Consider the following 19,088-nt stretch of genomic DNA (forward strand, 5'->3'; position numbering starts at 1 on the left):
GGGAAAGGTTATCCCCGCTGGCCGGTAAGGGCTGCAAAACCGCAGCCGACAAGGCCTCGCCCGGGCTCCGGCAACAAGTTAAGGGCGTCCAGCAGAAAAAGCCGCGGAAAACGGCACTGCAAAGGACACGTGGCAGCGCGTTGACGTTCGGCTCTGACAGCGGCGCCCCGGCGGTTCGGGATGCGCGAATTGACGCGGAGAGGCAAAAAACGGCACCCGCCGGACTTGCCATCGAACGCCAACCCGTTAGGGTGCGCCGCCCCGCATGACCGATCGCCCTATATGGGCAAGGACGGGCGGGGGCCATTGGTGCTGACAGTTTTGGAAAGAGATTTAGGGAATGACTCAGAATCGCGATTCTTTGAGCCAGCTACCCGGTGAGGCAAGAAACCGTGCCGGGGCGGCCGTGACCCCTCCGGCGGGGCAGCCGTCTGCGCGCGGTCTTTACGATCCGCGCAACGAGCATGATGCCTGCGGTATCGGCTTCGTGGCTAACATTCATAATAAGAAAAGCCACAAGATCGTGGCCGACGGTCTCAAAATTCTCGAAAATCTCGAGCATCGCGGCGCCGTGGGCGCGGACCCGAAGGCCGGCGACGGGGCCGGCATTCTGGTGCAGATGCCCCATGCCTTCTTCCAGACGAAAGCGGCCAATCTGAGCTTCGAGCTGCCGGATGAGGGCGATTACGGCGTCGGCTTCTTCTTCCTGCCGAAGGACGATGCCGCGCGCGCCAAGATCGAGAAACTGGCCGAAAAGACCGTGACGGACGAGGGCCAGAGCGTCCTTGGCTGGCGCGATGTGCCGGTCGATCCGTCCGATCTGGGCGAAAGCGTGAAGCCCACCGAGCCCACGCACCGCCAGCTTTTCGTCAAGCGCGCCGAAGGCCTCAGCCAGGACGCCTTCGAGCGCAAGCTCTATGTCATTCGCAAGCTGATCGAGAAAACGGTCTATGCCGATGACGGCGAGGAGAACAACCGGTTCTTCTATATCCCGTCCTTCTCCTCGCGCACCCTTTGCTACAAGGGCATGCTGCTCGCGGTGCAGGTCGGCCAATACTATAAAGACCTGAAGAACGAAGACTTCGTCTCCGCGCTCGCCCTCGTGCACCAGCGTTTTTCGACGAACACCTTCCCCACCTGGTCGCTTGCCCATCCCTTCCGCATGATCTGCCACAACGGCGAGATCAACACGAAGCGCGGCAACGAAAACTGGATGTATGCCCGCCAGGGCTCCATGAGCTCGGAGCTGTTCGGCGAGGATATGACCAAGCTCTATCCGATCATCCATGAAGGCCAGTCCGACAGCGCCAGCTTCGACAATGCGCTCGAGCTGCTGGTGGAATCGGGCTATTCGCTTGCGCACGCCATGATGATGCTGATCCCGGAAGCCTGGGGCGGCCACACGCTCATGGACCCGGAGCGGCGCGCTTTCTACGAACACCACGCCGCCCTGATGGAGCCCTGGGACGGGCCTGCCGCCGTCGCCTTTACCGACGGCCGCCAGATCGGCGCGACGCTGGACCGCAACGGCCTGCGCCCGGCCCGTTATTATGTGACGGAAGACGGCACGGTCATGATGGCCTCGGAAATGGGCGTGCTGCCGGCCGAAGAATCCACCATCGTGGAAAAATGGCGCCTGCAGCCCGGCAAGATGCTGCTCATCGACCTGGAAGAAGGCCGCATCATCTCCGATGACGAGATCAAGATGCAGCTTGCCAAGTCGCACCCCTATCAGGCCTGGCTCGACAAGACGCAGATCTATGTCGAAGACCTGCCCGAGCCGGTGAAGGAATTCGAACATGTGGCGCCCGAGAACCTGCTCGATATGCAGCAGGCCTTCGGTTACACCCAGGAAGACATCAAGATCCTGATGTCGCCCATGGCCGAGACCGGCCAGGAAGCCATCGGCTCGATGGGCACCGACACGCCCATCTCCGTGCTCTCCAACCGCTCGAAGCTGCTCTACACCTATTTCAAGCAGAACTTCGCGCAGGTGACGAACCCGCCGATCGACCCGATCCGCGAGGAAATCGTCATGTCGCTGGTCTCGTTGATCGGCCCGCGCCCCAACCTGCTCGATCTGGAAGGCACGAGCGAACAGAAGCGCCTGGAAGTGCGCCAGCCCATTCTCACGAATGAAGACCTGGAAAAGATCCGCGAGATCGGTGATGTCGAGGACAATCATTTCCAGACCATCACGCTGGACATCACCTACCCCGCCTCCGAAGGCGCTGCCGGCATGGCAGCCGCACTCGACCGGCTGTGCGATGAAGCCTGCAAGGCGGTGGAAGAAGGCGACAACATCATCATCCTGTCCGACCGCAAGGTGGGCAAGGACCGCATCGCCATTCCCGCGCTGCTTGCCACCTCCGCCGTCCATCATCATCTGATCCGCGCCGAACAGCGCACCTCGGTCGGGCTTGTGGTGGAAACGGGCGAGGCGCGCGAAGTGCATCACTTCTGCTGCCTGGCCGGGTACGGCGCCGAGGCCATCAACCCCTATCTGGCTTTCGAGACGCTGGAGAAGATGCGCCAGGCCGGCGATCTGCCGCAGGAACTTTCCCAGAGCGACGCCCAGAAGCGCTACATCAAGGCGATCAACAAGGGCATTCTCAAGGTCATGTCCAAGATGGGCATCTCGACCTACCAGTCCTATTGCGGCGCCCAGATTTTCGATGCGATCGGCCTCTCCACGAGCTTCCTGAAGCGCTATTTCTACGGCACGGTGACCACGATCGAGGGGATCGGGCTTGATGAAGTGGCCGAGGAAACCGTCCGCCGCCACGCCGAAGCTTACGGCGCCTCACCGGTGCTCGCCGACAGCTTGGAAGTGGGCGGGGAATACAATCTGCGTATCCGCGGCGAGGAACATGCCTGGACCTCCGACAGCGTGCGCGACCTGCAGCATGCCGTGCGCGGCAACAGCCAGGAGCAGTACCGCGAGTTCGCCAAGCGCATCAACGAGCAGAACGAACGCATGCTCACGATTCGCGGCCTTTTCCGCCTAAAGAGCGCGGAAGAACAAGGCCGCAAGCCCGTCCCGCTCGATGAAGTGGAACCGGCGGCCAATATCGTGCGCCGCTTTGCAACGGGCGCCATGTCCTATGGCTCGATCTCCCGCGAGGCGCACACGACACTCGCCATCGCCATGAACCGTCTGGGCGGCAAGTCCAATACCGGCGAGGGCGGCGAAGAAGTCGACCGTTTCACGCCCATGCCCAATGGCGACAGCATGCGCTCCGCCATCAAACAGGTGGCCTCCGGCCGCTTCGGCGTGACGACGGAATATCTCGTCAATTCGGACATGATCCAGATTAAGATGGCGCAGGGCGCAAAGCCCGGCGAAGGCGGCCAGCTGCCCGGCCACAAGGTCGACAGCGTCATCGCCAAGGTGCGCCATTCAACGCCGGGCGTGGGCCTCATCTCCCCGCCCCCGCACCACGACATCTATTCGATCGAAGACCTGGCACAGCTCATCTTCGATCTGAAGAACACGAACCCGGCCGCGGACATTTCCGTGAAGCTGGTCTCGGAAGTCGGCGTCGGCACCGTTGCCGCCGGCGTCTCCAAGGCCCGCGCGGACCATGTCACGATTTCCGGCTATGAAGGCGGCACCGGCGCAAGCCCGCTGACCTCCATCAAACATGCGGGCAGCCCGTGGGAAATCGGCCTGGCCGAAACGCACCAGACGCTGGTGATGAACCGTCTGCGCGGCCGTATCGCCGTGCAGGTGGACGGGGGGCTGCGCACCGGCCGCGACGTTGTCGTGGGCGCGCTTCTGGGGGCCGATGAATTCGGCTTCTCCACCGCCCCGCTCATCGCCGCCGGCTGCATCATGATGCGCAAGTGTCATCTCAACACCTGCCCGGTCGGCGTTGCCACGCAAGACCCGGTCTTGCGCAAGCGTTTCGTCGGCGCACCGGAGCACGTCATCAACTACTTCTTCTTCGTCGCCGAAGAAGTGCGCGAGCTGATGGCCGAGCTCGGCTTCCGCACCTTCAATGAAATGGTCGGCCAGATGCAGGTGCTCGACAAGCGCGCCGCCATCGAACACTGGAAGGCGAAAGGGCTCGACTTCACGAAGCTCTTCACCAAGCCTGAAACGATCGAAGGCGTGAACATCTACAAGTGCGAACCGCAAACGCACATGATCGACGACGTGCTGGACCGCAAGCTCATCGAGCTCGCAAAACCGGCCATCGAAGAGAAAAAGCCGGTGCAGATCGATCTGCCGGTGAGAAACACCGACCGCACGATCGGCACCATGCTCTCCGGCGAAATCGCCAAGCGCTACGGCCACGCCGGTCTGCCCCAGGACACGATCCATGCCAAGTTCAAAGGCACGGCGGGGCAGAGCTTCGGGGCCTGGGTGGTGCGCGGCGTCACGCTCGAGCTGGAAGGCGAAGCGAACGACTATGTCGGCAAGGGCCTGTCGGGCGGCCGCCTCGTCGTCTATCCGCCGGCCGAAGCCAAAAAGATCGTGCCGGAAAAGAGCATCATCGTCGGCAACACGGTGCTTTACGGCGCCATTGAAGGCGAATGTTATTTCCGCGGCGTGGCGGGCGAGCGCTTTGCCGTGCGCAACTCCGGCGCCATTGCCGTGGTGGAAGGGGCAGGCGATCACTGCTGCGAATATATGACGGGCGGTGTCGTTGTGGTTCTGGGTTCCACGGGCCGCAACTTCGCGGCCGGCATGTCCGGCGGGATCGCTTACGTGCTCGATGAAGACGGCATGTTCGAGGACCGTTGCAACATGGCGATGGTCGAACTGGAACCGGTGGAAGCGGAAGACGAAGCCATGGTCAATTCGCACCATCAGACGGGCGATCTGGAAGGCCATGGCCGGGTGGACATTCTCGGCGACATGACGCGTTTCGACGCCGAACGCCTGCGCCAGCTCGTCGAGAACCACGTGCACTACACCAATTCGGCACGCGGCAAGGCCATCCTGGAAAAATGGGACGAGTATCTGCCCAAGTTCCGCAAGGTCATGCCGGTCGAATACCGCCGCGCCTTGCTTGAGCTCGCCGCTCAGCGCAAGGAAGAACAGAAACTTGCGGCAGCAGGAGAGTAAGTATGGGAAAGATTACAGGCTTTCTTGAGATCGATCGCCAGGACCGCAGCTACAAGCCGGCCAGCGACCGTATCCGCAACTATAAAGAGTTCGTCATTCCGCTCGGGGAAGAGAAAACTCGCGAGCAGGCGGCGCGCTGCATGGATTGCGGCATCCCCTACTGCCATAGCGGCTGCCCGGTGAACAACCAGATCCCCGATTTCAACGATCTCGTCTATCACGACGATTGGAAACGGGCGTTCCATAACCTGCAGTCGACGAACAACTTCCCCGAATTCACGGGCCGCATCTGCCCTGCCCCTTGCGAGGCAAGCTGCACGCTCAACCTGATCGACAAGCCCGTGACGATCAAAACCATCGAATGCGCGATCATCGACCGCGCCTGGGAAGAAGGCTGGGTAAAGCCCGAGCCGCCCAAATTCAAGACCGGCAAGAAAGTCGCCGTCGTCGGTTCGGGCCCCGCTGGCCTTGCCGCCGCCCAGCAGCTTGCCCGCGCCGGTCACGATGTCCATCTTTACGAGAAGAACGCGAAAGCCGGCGGCCTGCTGCGCTACGGCATTCCCGACTTCAAGATGGAAAAGCACTATATCGACCGCCGCATCGAGCAGATGAAGGCCGAAGGCGTGACCTTCCACTGCAATGTGCATATCGGTGTCGACAAGAAAGCCGAGGAGCTGACAAAGGAATATGACGCGGTCATTCTTTCCGGCGGCTCCGAGCATCCGCGCGATCTGCCCATCGAAGGCCGGGACCTGCATGGCATTCACTTTGCCATGAACTTTCTGCCGCAGCAGAACCGCCGCGTCTCCGAGGAACCGCTCGACAATGTCGAACCGATCCTGGCAGGCGGCAAGCATGTCGTCGTGATCGGCGGCGGCGATACGGGCTCTGACTGCATCGGCACCTCGCGCCGCCAGGGCGCCCTGTCGATCACGCAGCTTGAAATCATGCCAAAGCCGCCCGTGATGGAGAACAAGCTCCTGACCTGGCCGGACTGGCCGCTGAAGCTGCGCACCTCCTCCAGCCAGCAGGAAGGGGCGGAGCGCGAATTTGCGGTGATGACGCAGAAATTCACCGGCGAAGACGGTCAGGTAAAAAAGCTGCACTGCGTGCATGTGGACGAGAATATGAAACCCATCGCGGGCACGGAATTCGAGCTGAAAGCCGACCTCGTGCTGCTTGCCATGGGTTTCGTTCACCCCGTCCATGAAGGCATGCTGGAAGAGCTCGGCGTCGAGCTCGACCCGCGCGGCAATGTGGCGGCGGACACGATCCGCTACAAGGCCAGCCGCGAGAAGATCTTCACCTGCGGCGACATGCGCCGCGGCCAGTCGCTGGTCGTCTGGGCCATCCGTGAGGGCCGCCAATGCGCCTGCGAGGTCGACCTCGCCCTGATGGGCAAGAGCGACCTGCCCCGCTAAGGCAAGCTAAGAAACGCAAAAGCCCCGCTTCATCCGAAGCGGGGCTTTTTCTTTGCGTAAACAGTAGGCCGTCTAAACCCCGCTTTGCGTGCCGCGCAGCAATGCGCCCTCGCGTTCACCTGCAGGCAGGTCTTCTTCGACATCTTCCCAAGTCGCCGCGCGCCAGGCATCGATCTTGGCGCGCACCTCTTCGGCGAATTGGGCAAGGCCGCGCTCGTTCATCTGCTCGTGCCAGGTCTCGGACATGACGATCACCGTGTCTTCCACCGGGCCGACGGAAAGCCCGCTCACCATGGTGACGAGCCGCCCGCTATTCAAAAGCGCAAGCACGGCGGCGGCGATAATAAGCGCGCGCCAGAGGCGGCCGACCTGATAATGGGTCTCCCGTTCTTCGCGCAGGAAGCCGCGCGGCACCGCTTCCCAGCCCTGCTCGACTTCACCGTTCTGAAAAATCACCCGGTCGGTCGTCGCCAGCGCCTGGTTTTGCGGCACGATATCGCCCGGATTGGAAAGCGCTATATCCTGTCCCATAGCCCCTGCATCCTCATGTCTCCAGCCCGCCTAGAACTGGAAATAGATGAACGGCGCAACGCCTGCCGGCGCCGCAGCCCAGATAAGAAAGATACCAAGCCCGAGCACCAGTCCCAAGACGGCGGAAGGCGCATATTCAAGCGGGCGCGCCAGCCATTCGGCAAGCTTCGGCGGGGTGAACTGGAAGCAAAGCGAGCCCGCGATCAGCGCCGCAATGAAGGGCGTCACATAAAGCGAAGGCACCGACCAGTCGGCGAGCCCCGTCACATAGGTCGACGCCAGCGTGAAATTTTCCGCCCGGAAGAAAATCCAGGCAAAACAAACGAGATGGAACGTGACGATGACGCCCAGCACCCGGTTGAGCGGGCGCGAGAGGCGGGTGATATAGCCGGGCTCCTCCCCCGCAGGCGGGGCAAGGGCGTTCAGCTTCTGGCGGGCGAAACGCTCGATCCCAAGCGCCGCGCCGTGAAACGCGCCCCAGAAAACGAAAGTCCAGGCCGCTCCATGCCAGAGCCCGCCCAGAAACATCGTCAAAAAGAGATTGCGATAGGTGGCAAAACCCCCGCCCCGGTTCCCGCCCAGGGGAATGTAAAGATAATCCCGCAGCCAGGTGGAGAGGGAAATATGCCAGCGGCGCCAGAAATCCTGTAAGGACGAGGCGCGGTAAGGCTGATTGAAATTTTCCGAGAACTTATAGCCAAGCAGCGCCGCGACCCCGATGGCGATATCCGAATAGCCGGAAAAATCGCAATAGATCTGCACCGCATAGCCGTAAACCCCGATCAGAAGATCCGCGCCGCCGAGCACGGAAGGATCGAAAAAGACCGGGTCCACGAGCTCGCTCGCCAGGTAATTGGCGATCACCATCTTCTTGATGAGACCGGAAAGAATCAGCACCACGCCGATCGCGCCCATGGCGCGCGTCAGGCGCGGTGTCTCGTCGAGCTGCGGCAGGAAATCCGCCGCGCGCACAATGGGCCCGGCGACAAGCTGCGGGAAGAACGAGATATAGAGAAAGACATCCAGCACCGAGTGCGAGGCGCGCACATGCCCCCGGTAGACATCCACCACATAGGAAATGCCCTGGAAAGTGAAGAAGGAAATCCCCACCGGCAAAATGACCTGCATGAAAGGCAGATCCCGCTCCAGATTGAGCGTTTCCAGAAGCACGCGCAAACTGTCGAGGAAGAAGCCGTAATATTTGAAGAAGCCGAGAATGCTCAGATTGAGAATGACGGCGAGCGCCACCACGGTTTTGCGCATGGAAGGCCGGCCCAGCCTGTCGAGCAGCCAGCCGGCGGAAAAATTGATGGTCGAGGACAAGACCAGAAGGCCGACAAAGCGCCAGTCCCACCAGCCATAGAAAAAGTAACTCGCGCCAACGAGAAAAAGCTTACGCCAACTCGGATCGCGGCGGAGCTCCCAGCCCACCGCGAAGACAACGAGAAAAAAAACGCCAAACTCGAAAGTTGGGAAAAGCATCCGCCGCCTGACACATGTTACGCGCTACATTAACCGTCAGGGGGCATGACGGAGCCCAGATTGTCAGGCTTGGCGCGCCTTTTCGCAACAGGCGCGTGACATTTTGGTTAATGGCGCGGCCCGCTCAGAAAAGCGCGTTTCCCGCGCCCCGCGCCCGGCACTGCGCGGCCTCATAAGGCCCCATCAAGGCCTCCCAGAAACGCGCGGCCAGCCGCTCGGCGCCTGCAGGGGTCAAATGCACATGATCGGAATAGGCCAGCGGCGGTTCGGCCAGCACCCAGGTGTGGATGGCGCAGGCAGCGCCCTCCCCCGCCGCCATAGCCGTCGCCGCGTTCCAAAAGAAAGCGCCTTCCGCAGCCGCCGCCTCTTCCTGCGCGGCGCGCACCGCGCCTAAAGAAGGCGGCGCGTGCCAGCGGGCGAGCACCGGGCTTTCCTGCGCGAGGAGCGCCGGATATTTCGCTTTCTCATTCAGCGCCAGCGGCACGCAAGGATAAGTCCGCCGCTCCGCCCCGGTTTTAAGATAGGAAGGGAGCCGCGCGCCGCTGCGCGCGCCGATAACGGCAAGGGAGGCGCCCGGCGCCCACTCGCCGAGCCGGCGCAATGTCTGCCCGAGCAGGCGCTTGTACTGAACGGGCGAGAGCGCATCATCGAAGCCTTCATTCGTGCCGTAATCGAGAATGATGAGATCGGGCTTCAGCGCCTCAAGCTCGGCGCGCAAAACATCCTCGTCCCAGCGCTCCAGGATGGAAAGGCGCGCGCCCGGAATGCCCTGTGCCTCATAGAGAACGCCGCGCGCGGCCGGCGCGCTGCCCCAGCCAAGCACCGTGACCGGCCCGTCGCCCATGGGGCGCAGTTCCGCCCGGCTGGCCATTCCGCCTTTCAGCGCAACGCGGATGAGCCCGTGGCCCTTGCTGGAAAAAATCCCCGCCTCTTCTCCATCGAGGAAAAGCTGAAAAGAGCCGCCCTCAGGTGCGCCCCAAACGTCCACGGCGAAAGAAGAAAACGCCCCTGCCCGCGCGGCAAGGCGCATAAAGTCCGCAGCCGAGCCGCTCTGCGCGCGGATACCGGTCAGGCCGAAAGGCCCTGGCGCGTCCGGGCGCTGGCTGTTGGCAATGTGCCAGCCCTCCGAGGCCGACACCTCGTAGCCCTGGCGCGCGAAATAAGGAAAAGGCTCGGCGGGCGGAAAGTGCCCGCGCCCGCCATCGCCGAAGCGGACCTGAAAGCGCGCGGCAAGATCGCCGCTGAACCTATCGGCGGCGATATGGCTGTCGCCGAGATGCAGAATGGAAACCGCGCGGGTGCGCGTGCCGTTCTCAAGCTCACCCAATGCGCTGTAAAAGGCGGCAAGACCGGGCGCAGGCGCGGGCGCCGGGCCGCAACTTTGCGAAACGCAGGCGCTGAGCGTTAAAACGAGAAGAAGAGCGAGAGCGGCTTTAGCGCAGCGGCCAGCTCCAATCGTCGGCACGGCCGGGTCGCAGCTCCGGCACCTCGATTGGCGCAGCGCGGGCGCTTTGAACTTCGCTTTCAGCGCCGTGGGCCCCATCGATAGAGGCGTCTTCCTCATGTCCTTGAGCGAGCGTTTGAGGTTCGGCCGGCACACCTCCCTCAGTCTCAGCGAGAGCCGCGCTTTGCGGGGACTTCCCGGCCGGCGCATCGAGGCGCACATAGCCCTTATCGATATCGGTTTTAATCGCATCCGCTACTATAGAGGCGAGCACCTGATAACCGGCAAGGGTGAAATGAATGCCGTCATCGGCGCGCAGCAATTTTTCCCGCCCCCGCAAATCTGGCCCATAAGCGGTGTAGGCGCCATCGGCGCCCGCAAGCGCCTTCCAGGTAGGCACGAAAGGTACGCCCGCGCGCGCCGTTTCCTCGCGGTAGATCGAGTTGAAATATTGCATGTCGCCGCCAAACCGCGCCGAGCGCATGACCGGAATGCCGACCCAGTAAATATAGGCCCCGCGCGCCTGCAGCGAGGCGGTGAAGCGGCGGATGCGTTCGCGGTATTCCTTTTCCCAGCCCCTGGCGCGCAGCGGATAACGCTCGCCCTTGCCGTTGACGATGACCTGCCGGTCGTTCGTGCCGATCATCACGACGGCAATATCGACCCGCTCTTCATCGAGCACCCGCTCGACATTCGCGTTCCAGTCGTAATATTCCGAGCGCACAAACCCCGAGGCGACTTTCGAGCGTTTGATCACCTCAAAGCGCTTGTCGCCTTTCAAGACGCGGTAAAGCCCCGCCCAAAGCCCGTCGCCGAGCGAATCGCCCAGCACCACGACATTGAATTTTTTGCGGGCGCTATAATCGGGCGCGGGAAGCACTTGGCCCGCCCCGCCCGGATCGCCGGGCTCGCGGATCGGTTTGGAAAGAATGGCATCGGAAGGCGCCGGCCGGGCAAGCGGTAGATAATCGGCCACTTCCGCGCGGGTGGCGGACGCCCAGAAAAGCGCGCCGCCCAAAGCCAAGAGCGCAAATGCAGCCCGCTTGATCTTTGCCGCCCTGTCTACGCGCACGCTGTCTGCGCGCACCCTGTCCGCGCTTTTAGCGCAGGCGGCGCTTGCCCCCCTGGTCATCCTGTCCAGTCCCCATATCCAATGCGGGGCCCGCCTGTCCCACACCGGCACAGCGCTGCCCCTAAAGCCTTCCAGGCCCTTCCCCTTGCAGGGATCGGGCCGGAGAACCCTTCATAAGGCGGTATCGCGGATCGATGCTGAAATACCGGCAAGCGGCCCCCGCTTCGACCCGGCAGCATATCTCGCCAAGTCCCGCCCCGATCATAATCGGCACTGGCGGTCACGCCAAACGTTCCGGCAGGGGCCTGCGTAAGCGCTTGATTTGGCTCTTAAACTGCCGTGCGCAACAGCTCGCTCACCACCCGCTCCAGGTCTTTGAGGGAAGCGCAGGTCTGCGCCCGGTCGCAGTGGGGAGTGAAGGAGCGCATGACGCTGTCACCCGTATTCCAGAGCGATTTCGGCTCCGGGTTCAGCCAGATGACGCGCCGGGCCCGGTCATGGATTTTGTCGAGAATATCGGCGCGCGGGTTGGCGTTATTCGAGCGCCCGTCCCCCAGCATGATCACCGTCGTATGATGATCGACATCATCAAGAGCGAGATCGGCGAAATCTTCCAGCGCCATGCCGTAATCCGTCGCCCCGCCGCCATGCACATGCATGGTCTCGGCAATCGCCTTCTCGATACCCTCCTTCTCGAAGAGGTCCGTCACTTCCCCCAGCCGGCCGGAAAAAGCAAAGGCGCGCACTTGCGGCAAAACCTCGCTGAGGCTGTAAAGGAACATCAGAAGGAAGCGCGTATATTGCGCCACCGAGCCGGAGACATCGCAGATCGCCATCACTTTCGGGCGGTCCACCTTCTCGCTTTTCCAGACGATGTCGAAAAGCAGTCCGTCATACTCAATGTTTTTACGGATGGTCTTGCGCACGTCGAGCTGGCCGCGCAGCGTGCGTTTCTTGCGCCGCGAATTGAGCGCGATGAGCTTCTTCGCCATCTTCTTCACAAGCTGGCGGATAACCTTGGCGTCCCTATGGTCGACATTGGAAAGACGCACCTGGGAGAGCACTTCCTCGCGTAGCCGCTTACCGGCATTGGCGGTATAAAGCTCAAGCTGCTGCTCGACATAATCGCGCACCTGCGCGCGCAAGCCGTCGCGCATCTCGCGGATTTCCTGCCCGCGCGCATCGCCCGCCTCCGTGCCCTCGCGCTCCGCCGTCTCAATCGCCTGATCGAGCGTTTCGAGCCCCATTTCCTCCAGAATGCGCCGCACATACATGCCGCGCTGCGTGAAAAGCCGGATGCGGTTGAGCTGCGTGCGCCGGGCCGCCTCCGCCAGCGCCATTTGCAGGGCGGCGGCATCGCCCGCCTCCAGCATTTCAAGAAGGTTCTGCCCGCCGGGGGCATTGGGGCCTGCTTGCCGTACATCTCCCTCATTGACCGGCCCGCCGCCGGGCTTGCCCCCTGATTGGGCCCCTTGCGGCGCGCCGCCATCACCGCCGGAGCTTTGGCCGGGCATGGATGGGGCCCCGCCTTCTTCGCCGCCTTCGCCATCGCTCGGCGCGTCTTGCCCGCTCTCGCTTTTCTCGCCTTCGCCCTCCCCATCTTTCGCCTGGCCGGGGCCGTCTTCGCGCTTCGGCGGCGGCTTGAACTGATCGAAGGCAAAGAACTTGTCGAAAGTTTCGTCGAAAGAAAGTTTTTCTTCTTCGGTTTTCGCGAGCACTTGCCCGAGCGAGTGTTTGAGCACCTGCCTGTTATCAAAGCCCACAAGCTCAACGGTGCGCCCCGCATCGATACTTTCCGATATCGACACGCGCACATCCGCCGCCCGCAACGCCCGGATAAATTCGGTCAGAACCTCGCTCATGGTCTCGTCCCCGGCGCCGGCTATGCGCTCGCCTTTTGCGCCTGCGTGGTCAGAGCGTTGATTTCCCCGTCCACATTCTCGATATCGTCCTGGAACTTGAGAAGAACGTTCAGCGTATCGCGCACGAGCTCCGCATCAAGCGTTTCGGCATGAAGCAGCACCAGCGTGCGCGCCCAGTCGATCGTCTCGGAAACGGAGGGATGTTTTTTGAGCTCCAGCGTGCGCAGGCCCTGCACGAAGGCGACAAGCTGTTTGCGCAGCCCCTCTTCCACATCCGGCACCCGCGCCTTGATGATGTCGTTCTCGAGTTTGGAATCGGGGAAGGGAATATAAAGGTGCAAACAGCGCCGCTTCAGCGCATCGCCGATCTCGCGCGAATTGTTCGAGGTCAGGAACACGATGGGCGTGCTCTTGGCCTTGATCGTGCCGAGCTCGGGCACGGAAATCTGATAGTCTGACAAAAGCTCCAGCAGGAAGGCTTCGAACTCATCATCCGACTTGTCGATCTCATCGATCAAAAGCACCGCGCCCTTTTCCGACCACAGTGCTTTCAAAAGCGGGCGCGGCTCCAGAAACTCGGTGGAGAAAAACGTGTCGTCGAACTCGTGCAGGCGGTCCATGGACTGTTTCAGCCCCACGGTCCCTTCCATCAGGTCGCCGAGCTTTTCCTTCAGCACCTGGGTGTAAAGCAGCTGCTTGCCGTATTTCCATTCGTAAAGCGCCTTGGCTTCATCGACGCCTTCATAACATTGCAGGCGGATCAGCTCCTGGCCCAGATACTCCGCCGTCGCCTTGGCAAGTTCCGTCTTGCCCACACCGGGCGGGCCTTCCACGAGAATGGGCTTGCCCAGTTTCCGGGAAAGGAAAATCGACGTGGCGATCTGCTTGTCGCAAATATAGCCGCCCTTGGCGAAGCCTTCGCGGACCGCCTGAATTTCGTCCTCGGGTTTCACGTGACGCATGCTCCCTGATGCTGCTTTCTTATTGGCCGGGAGACTAGCAGCCGGACGGGCGGGCCGCCAGCGGCGAGCCACGGAAAAATCGGCGGAAATCCGCGCGTTCCCAAGCGACGCAGCGTCACGCCCGCTCAAGCTCGCTCAAAAGCCAGCGCTGATGCTGATGGATCGCAGCTTCCAGATGGCTCAGACGGCCAGGACTGGCCGAACCGCTCGCCAGTCCTTTCTGGACGCCCTCGCACGCAATGATGTCTTCATGGTGAACCGCGCGCGTCGCCTCAAGAAAAATTTCCTTCCGCGCCTCGGCCTCTTCCACATCAAGCGAGCGCGGATGAACGAGAAGATAAATCGATAGCTGGAAGAACGCCTCGGTCTCGATCTTGAGCCGGTAGAAGATCACCGCATCCGCCAATACCGCAAAGAGGCAGGATGGATAGACATTGAAAACCGAAAACGAGCGCCGCGCCTTGTCGGGAATACCGGGAAGGGGCGTGAAAAGCGTCTCGGCTTGCTCATTGCCTTTATGCGGAATACGCAAAGCCGCAAAGGGGCCCTGGGCATCATCGACATAGGTGATAGCCGCCGGATAATGCGTCTCGAAGGTTTCCGGATGGATCGCGAAATGATGGTAGGCCTCCATGAAATTATCGACCAACACTTTCCAATTATAGGCCTGGCCGAAATCGAGCCGTCCCACGAGTTCCATTTCCTCCATACGCCAGGGCGCAAGCTCCAGCGACAATGGCGCCACTTGCTCGCGAAGCGGCGGCGCTGTGCCGTCCAGATTGACGAAAATCAGCCCGTTCCAGATTTCGCACGCAAAAGAGGGAAGCGCGCAGTTCTCTTTTGCAAAACCCTCTGCCCCTTCCATCAAAGGCGCGCCAATGAGCTTGCCGTCCAATGCGTATGTCCACTTGTGGTACGGGCAGGAAAAGGAAGCCGCCTTGCCCGCATCTTCCTTCAAAAGCATCCAGCGATGGCGGCAAACGGCTGAAAGCGCGCGCACAGTGCCGTCTGCGCCGCGCACGATAAGCAGCGGCTCGCCCGCAAGATCGAAACGGAAATATGACCCCGGCTCGGGCACCTCGCTCACATGGCCCACGGCCTGCCAATGACGGCGGAAAACGCGCTCCACTTCAAGCGCATGGACATCTTTGGAAGTGTAAAAACCGGGCGGCAGCGACGACGCCGCCGCCAAACGGGGAGGCACGGCCTTGCGCCCCCGCGCCAGCAAGTCCTGCATATTCATTTACGGCTCATCTTATTTTCAACCGATCGGTCGAAAATAAGATGAGCGAGGCGCCGCGTCAACCGGCAATCGATAGGCGCTGAAAACCTTAGCTTTCCAGAGAGATACGGGTCGTTTCCGCTTCCGCTTTCACATCCGCAACCGTTTTGCCCGGGGCGAGAAGGCCGCGCAGCATGAGGCTGGCCAGTTCATCGGCTTGGCGTACGGATTTCCGTTCATTCGCCCGGTCAACCCAGGCCGAGGCGCCCTCAGTCGCCGCGAGCAAAGCCTGCGCGGCTGTGTTCACATCGAGCGGCAAGAACTCGTCTTTCGCGATCCCGCTTTTCACACGCGCGGCGAGCCAGCGAAGGAGCTTTTCCCGTTCCTGCCAATAGGCTTGCATTTTTTCATCGCCAAGATCGCCTTGCGCGATGAGCCAGGTGCAATCGTAAGGGGCGCTGCAAAGCTGAAGAACATCGCGGCGAAGGTAGAGATAAAGGCGGGCGGCCTCTGAAAGCGCCGCCGCACTCAACCGCTTCTGCAAAGCAAGTGCCGGAACCAGCACATCTTCCGCCATCGCATGCACGATGTCCTGCTTGGAGGGGAAATAGTAGTAAAGCGAAGCCTTGCGCAGCCCCGCCTCCTGCGCGATTTCGCGCACCGACGCGCCGGCAATGCCGTGCTGGCGGAACAGCCGCGCGGCAGCGGCCAGAATATCACGGCGCGGGTCATCCGAAGGCGCGGCGGCACTTACGCGCGGGCGCCCCTTGCCGGCCTTGGTTCTCTTTTTGATCTGCGCGTCCACCGGATCACTCCCATGCGAAAACGGCTGAAATCCTATCATGGCAAGCGGAAGATTCGGGAAGGGCGCTGTCTCTGTACGCACACGCAAAGCCGGTGTGCGCAAATGAGCGACATAGAGCCCAAACGCAGGGGAAAGCAGGGCTGGCTCTCAGGCTCAAACTGGCTACAATCCCGGCAATTTCAACGACCAATAATGGGAGATGCGTCATGGGCAATATCAACGACGTCGCCGACCTGTCCACGGAAGGCGAGATTGCCGTCCTTACCTTGAATTCGCCCCCCGTAAACGCGCTGTCCGCGCCGGTACGCGAGGGGATTTTCGAAGGCATCAAAAAAGCGGCCGCCGACAGCGCCGTGAAAGCCATCGTGCTGATCTGCGACGGGCGCACCTTCATCGCCGGCGCCGACATTACCGAATTCGGCAAGAAGCCGACGGGCCCCAGCCTCTTCGACGCGCAGGATATGATCGAGAACGCCTCCGTTCCCGTCATTGCCGCCATTCACGGCACCGCGCTCGGCGGGGGCCTGGAAGTCGCGCTCACCTGCCATTACCGCGTGGCGGTTCCCTCCGCCAAATGCGGCCTGCCGGAAGTGAACCTCGGCCTTTTGCCGGGCGCCGGCGGCACGCAGCGCCTGCCCCGCATCGTCGGCCCGGAAAAGGCGCTGGAAATGGTCACGACCGGCCAGCATGTGCCCGCGAAAAAGTGCCTTGAAATGGGCCTCGTCGATGAGCTGGCCGAAGAAGGCAAGCTGCGCGAGGGCGCCATTGCTTTCGCCAAGAAAGTGGTCGCCGAAAACCGCCCGCTGAAAAAAGTCCGCGAGATGAACGGCAAGGTGGAAGCGGCGCGCGGCAAGCCGGAAATCTTCGAAAACTTCCGCAAGTCCATCGCCCGCAAGACGCGCGGCTTCCTCGCCCCGGAATATAACATTCAGTGCATCGAAGCAGCCGTGAACAAGCCCTTCGATGAAGGCATCAAGGTCGAGCGCGAGCTTTTCACCAAACTCGTGACGGGCGAGCAGTCCGCGGCCCAGCGCCATGTCTTTTTTGCCGAGCGCCAGGTCTGGAAAGTGCCGGGCATCGACAAGGACACGAAACGCATTCCCATTGAAAAAGTCGGCATTATCGGCGCCGGCACGATGGGCGGCGGCATTTCCATGAACTTCGCCAATGCCGGCATCCCCGTCACCATCGTCGAGCGCGATCAGGCGCCCCTCGACAAGGGCCTCGCCACGATCCGCAAGAACTACGAGAACACGGCCAAGAAAGGCCGCATCTCCATGGACGATGTGGAAAAGCGCACGGGCCTCATCCAAGGCACGACGGACATGAAGGCGCTGGCCGATTGCGACCTCGTCATCGAAGCCGTGTTCGAGAACATGGATGTGAAGCAGGACATTTTCCGCCAGCTCGATGAAATCTGTAAGCCGGGCGCGATCCTCGCCACCAACACATCAGCGCTCGATATCGACGAGATCGCCAGCGTGACGAAGCGCCCGGAAGCGGTGATCGGCCTGCACTTCTTCTCCCCCGCCAACGTCATGCGGCTCTTGGAAGTCGTGCGCGCCGACAAGACCTCGAAAGAGGTGATCGCCACTTCCATGGACCTTGCCAAGAAGATCGGCAAGATCGCCGCCCTTGTCGGTGTCTGCCCCGGCTTTGTCGGCAACCGCATTCTTGCTCAGCGCCAGCGCGAAGCGAACAAGCTCATCCTGGAAGGCGCCATGCCCTGGGATGTGGACCGCGTACTTTACGATTTCGGCCTGCCCATGGGCCCCTTCGCGATGTCGGACCTTGCCGGTCTCGACCTTGGCTGGCGCAAGGAGAACTCCAAGGGCGAAACGATCCGCGACGTGCTCTGCGAAATGGACCGCCGTGGCCAGAAGACGGGCGCCGGTTTCTACGATTATGACGAGAACCGCAAGGCCACCCCGTCGAAAATCGTGGAAGACATTATCAAGGACTTCTCCGAGAAGAAACAGATCCAGCGCCGCGATATTTCCGATCAGGAAATTCTGGAACGCTGCGTCTATCCGATGATCAATGAAGGCTTCAAGATCCTGGAAGAAGGCAAGGCCATCCGCGCCTCCGACATCGATATCGTCTGGATCAACGGCTATGGCTGGCCGGTCTACCGGGGCGGCCCGATGTATTACGGCGAAAAGATCGTCGGCCTGGATAAAGTCCTCGCCAAGATGCAGGAATTCCAGAAAGCGCACGGCGACGATTTCGAGCCGGCCGCGCTGCTGGAAAAAGCGGTCAAGGAAGGCAAGAGCCTTTCCGAGCTCGGCTACTAAGCCGCTGCAGCGCAAACAAAACGCAAAGGCCCGCCTCACCGGCGGGCCTTTTTGCATCCACGCCCTTATCCCGATCCCGCAGAATTGAGCTTCCACCCCTGTAAAGCGGCGAGGGAAATGCTTAGGTTGGGCGCATCACCTTTTTCATCTTGCAGGGAGCGACCCCCATGAGCATCACCCTTTATGACCTGTGCGGCCAGGATGACCGGCGCTTCAGCCCTTTTTGCTGGCGCACGAAATACGCGCTCGCCCATAAGGGTCTGGCGTTCGAAACCGTGCCCGTCTCCTTCAGCGCCATCAAGACGATCGGCGACGGCTCTTTCAAAACCGTGCCGGTGATCGAAGATAACGGCACCTGGGTCGGCGACAGCTGGGAGATCGCAAAATATCTCGACAAGGCCTATCCGGACACGCCCGCGCTTTTCCCGAACCCTGAGGTGGAAGCGCTCTGCCATTTCGTCGAGACCTGGCAATTCTCGAACGTGCTGCGCCAGGCCTTCCCCGCTTACGTCCACGACATCTATCTGCATGTGAAAGAAGAAGACCGGACCTATTTCAAAGAAAGCCGGGAAAAACAGCTCGGCGGCACGAAGCTCGAAAGCCTGGTCGAAGCGCGCGAGGAAAAACTGCCCGGCCTGCGCTCCGCGCTCTTTCCCTTGCGCATGACGCTCGGCAATCAGCGCTGGCTTTCCGGCGACACGCCCGGCTATGCCGATTATCTCATTCTCGGCACCTTCCTTTGGCTGGGTTCCGTCGCCACGCTGCCGGTGCTGGAAAAAGACGATCCGCTCCTCGTCTGGCTGGAAAAAGGCCGCGACCTCTACAACGGTCTTGGCCGCACCTCTCCTTGCAATGAGATCGCCGCTTAAGACCTACGCTCTAAGCAGCAAAAAACCCCGGCCTTTCGAGCCGGGGTTTT

At 61.5% G+C, this 19,088-nt stretch carries 12 protein-coding genes; 4 read left to right on the forward strand and 8 right to left on the reverse strand.

Annotated elements, in window-relative coordinates:
- The first annotated feature begins 340 nt into the window (after nt 1-340).
- Nucleotides 341-5,074 carry a glutamate synthase large subunit gene (gltB, locus tag M2A_RS11105; protein ID WP_081875572.1) on the forward strand — a complete coding sequence of 1,578 codons (4,734 nt, stop codon included), beginning with the start codon at nt 341-343 and terminating at the stop codon, nt 5,072-5,074.
- Between the two features lie 2 nt (nt 5,075-5,076).
- On the forward strand, nt 5,077-6,495 hold the full coding sequence (locus M2A_RS11110) for a glutamate synthase subunit beta (RefSeq protein ID WP_045447227.1): 1,419 nt from the start codon (nt 5,077-5,079) through the stop codon (nt 6,493-6,495).
- A gap of 72 nt (nt 6,496-6,567) precedes the next feature.
- On the opposite strand, the gene M2A_RS11115 is transcribed toward M2A_RS11110, so the two are convergent.
- The 8 genes from M2A_RS11115 to M2A_RS17445 all read right to left on the reverse strand — a co-directional run bounded on the left by M2A_RS11115 (nt 6,568) and on the right by M2A_RS17445 (nt 15,875).
- On the reverse strand, nt 6,568-7,026 hold the full coding sequence (locus M2A_RS11115) for a hypothetical protein (protein WP_045447228.1): 459 nt from the start codon (nt 7,024-7,026) through the stop codon (nt 6,568-6,570).
- A 30-nt stretch (nt 7,027-7,056) separates the two neighbouring features.
- A complete protein-coding gene (locus M2A_RS11120; protein ID WP_045447230.1) occupies nt 7,057-8,508 on the reverse strand; it encodes an MBOAT family O-acyltransferase in 1,452 nt (483 codons plus the stop codon).
- A gap of 124 nt (nt 8,509-8,632) precedes the next feature.
- Nucleotides 8,633-9,973 carry a GDSL-type esterase/lipase family protein gene (locus M2A_RS11125; protein ID WP_197052913.1) on the reverse strand — a complete coding sequence of 447 codons (1,341 nt, stop codon included), beginning with the start codon at nt 9,971-9,973 and terminating at the stop codon, nt 8,633-8,635.
- Complete coding sequence (locus M2A_RS11130; RefSeq protein WP_197052914.1) at nt 9,942-11,024, reverse strand: SGNH/GDSL hydrolase family protein; 1,083 nt, start codon at nt 11,022-11,024, stop codon at nt 9,942-9,944. The genes M2A_RS11125 and M2A_RS11130 overlap by 32 nt, the downstream gene beginning before the upstream one ends.
- A gap of 329 nt (nt 11,025-11,353) precedes the next feature.
- Nucleotides 11,354-12,886: a VWA domain-containing protein gene (locus tag M2A_RS11135; RefSeq protein WP_045447239.1), complete on the reverse strand. Its 1,533-nt coding sequence runs from the start codon at nt 12,884-12,886 to the stop codon at nt 11,354-11,356.
- Nucleotides 12,887-12,906: 20 nt separating this feature from the next.
- Nucleotides 12,907-13,848, reverse strand: a complete 942-nt coding sequence (locus M2A_RS11140; protein WP_045447242.1) for an AAA family ATPase — start codon at nt 13,846-13,848, stop codon at nt 12,907-12,909.
- A gap of 115 nt (nt 13,849-13,963) precedes the next feature.
- Entirely contained in the window at nt 13,964-15,091 is a 1,128-nt protein-coding gene (locus M2A_RS17440) for an aromatic ring-hydroxylating oxygenase subunit alpha (protein ID WP_052379413.1), read from the reverse strand.
- An 88-nt stretch (nt 15,092-15,179) separates the two neighbouring features.
- A complete protein-coding gene (locus M2A_RS17445) occupies nt 15,180-15,875 on the reverse strand; it encodes a TetR/AcrR family transcriptional regulator (protein ID WP_052379414.1) in 696 nt (231 codons plus the stop codon).
- 206 nt (nt 15,876-16,081) lie between these two features.
- Between M2A_RS17445 and M2A_RS11155 the strand changes: the two genes are divergently transcribed.
- Nucleotides 16,082-18,169, forward strand: coding sequence for a 3-hydroxyacyl-CoA dehydrogenase NAD-binding domain-containing protein (locus M2A_RS11155; protein ID WP_045447245.1), 2,088 nt, complete (start codon nt 16,082-16,084; stop codon nt 18,167-18,169).
- A 167-nt stretch (nt 18,170-18,336) separates the two neighbouring features.
- Nucleotides 18,337-19,038, forward strand: a complete 702-nt coding sequence (locus M2A_RS11160) for a glutathione S-transferase family protein (RefSeq protein WP_045447248.1) — start codon at nt 18,337-18,339, stop codon at nt 19,036-19,038.
- Nucleotides 19,039-19,088: the final 50 nt, after the last annotated feature.

Origin of the sequence: Tepidicaulis marinus (assembly GCF_000739695.1) — a bacterium.
Lineage (GTDB): Bacteria > Pseudomonadota > Alphaproteobacteria > Parvibaculales > Parvibaculaceae > Tepidicaulis > Tepidicaulis marinus.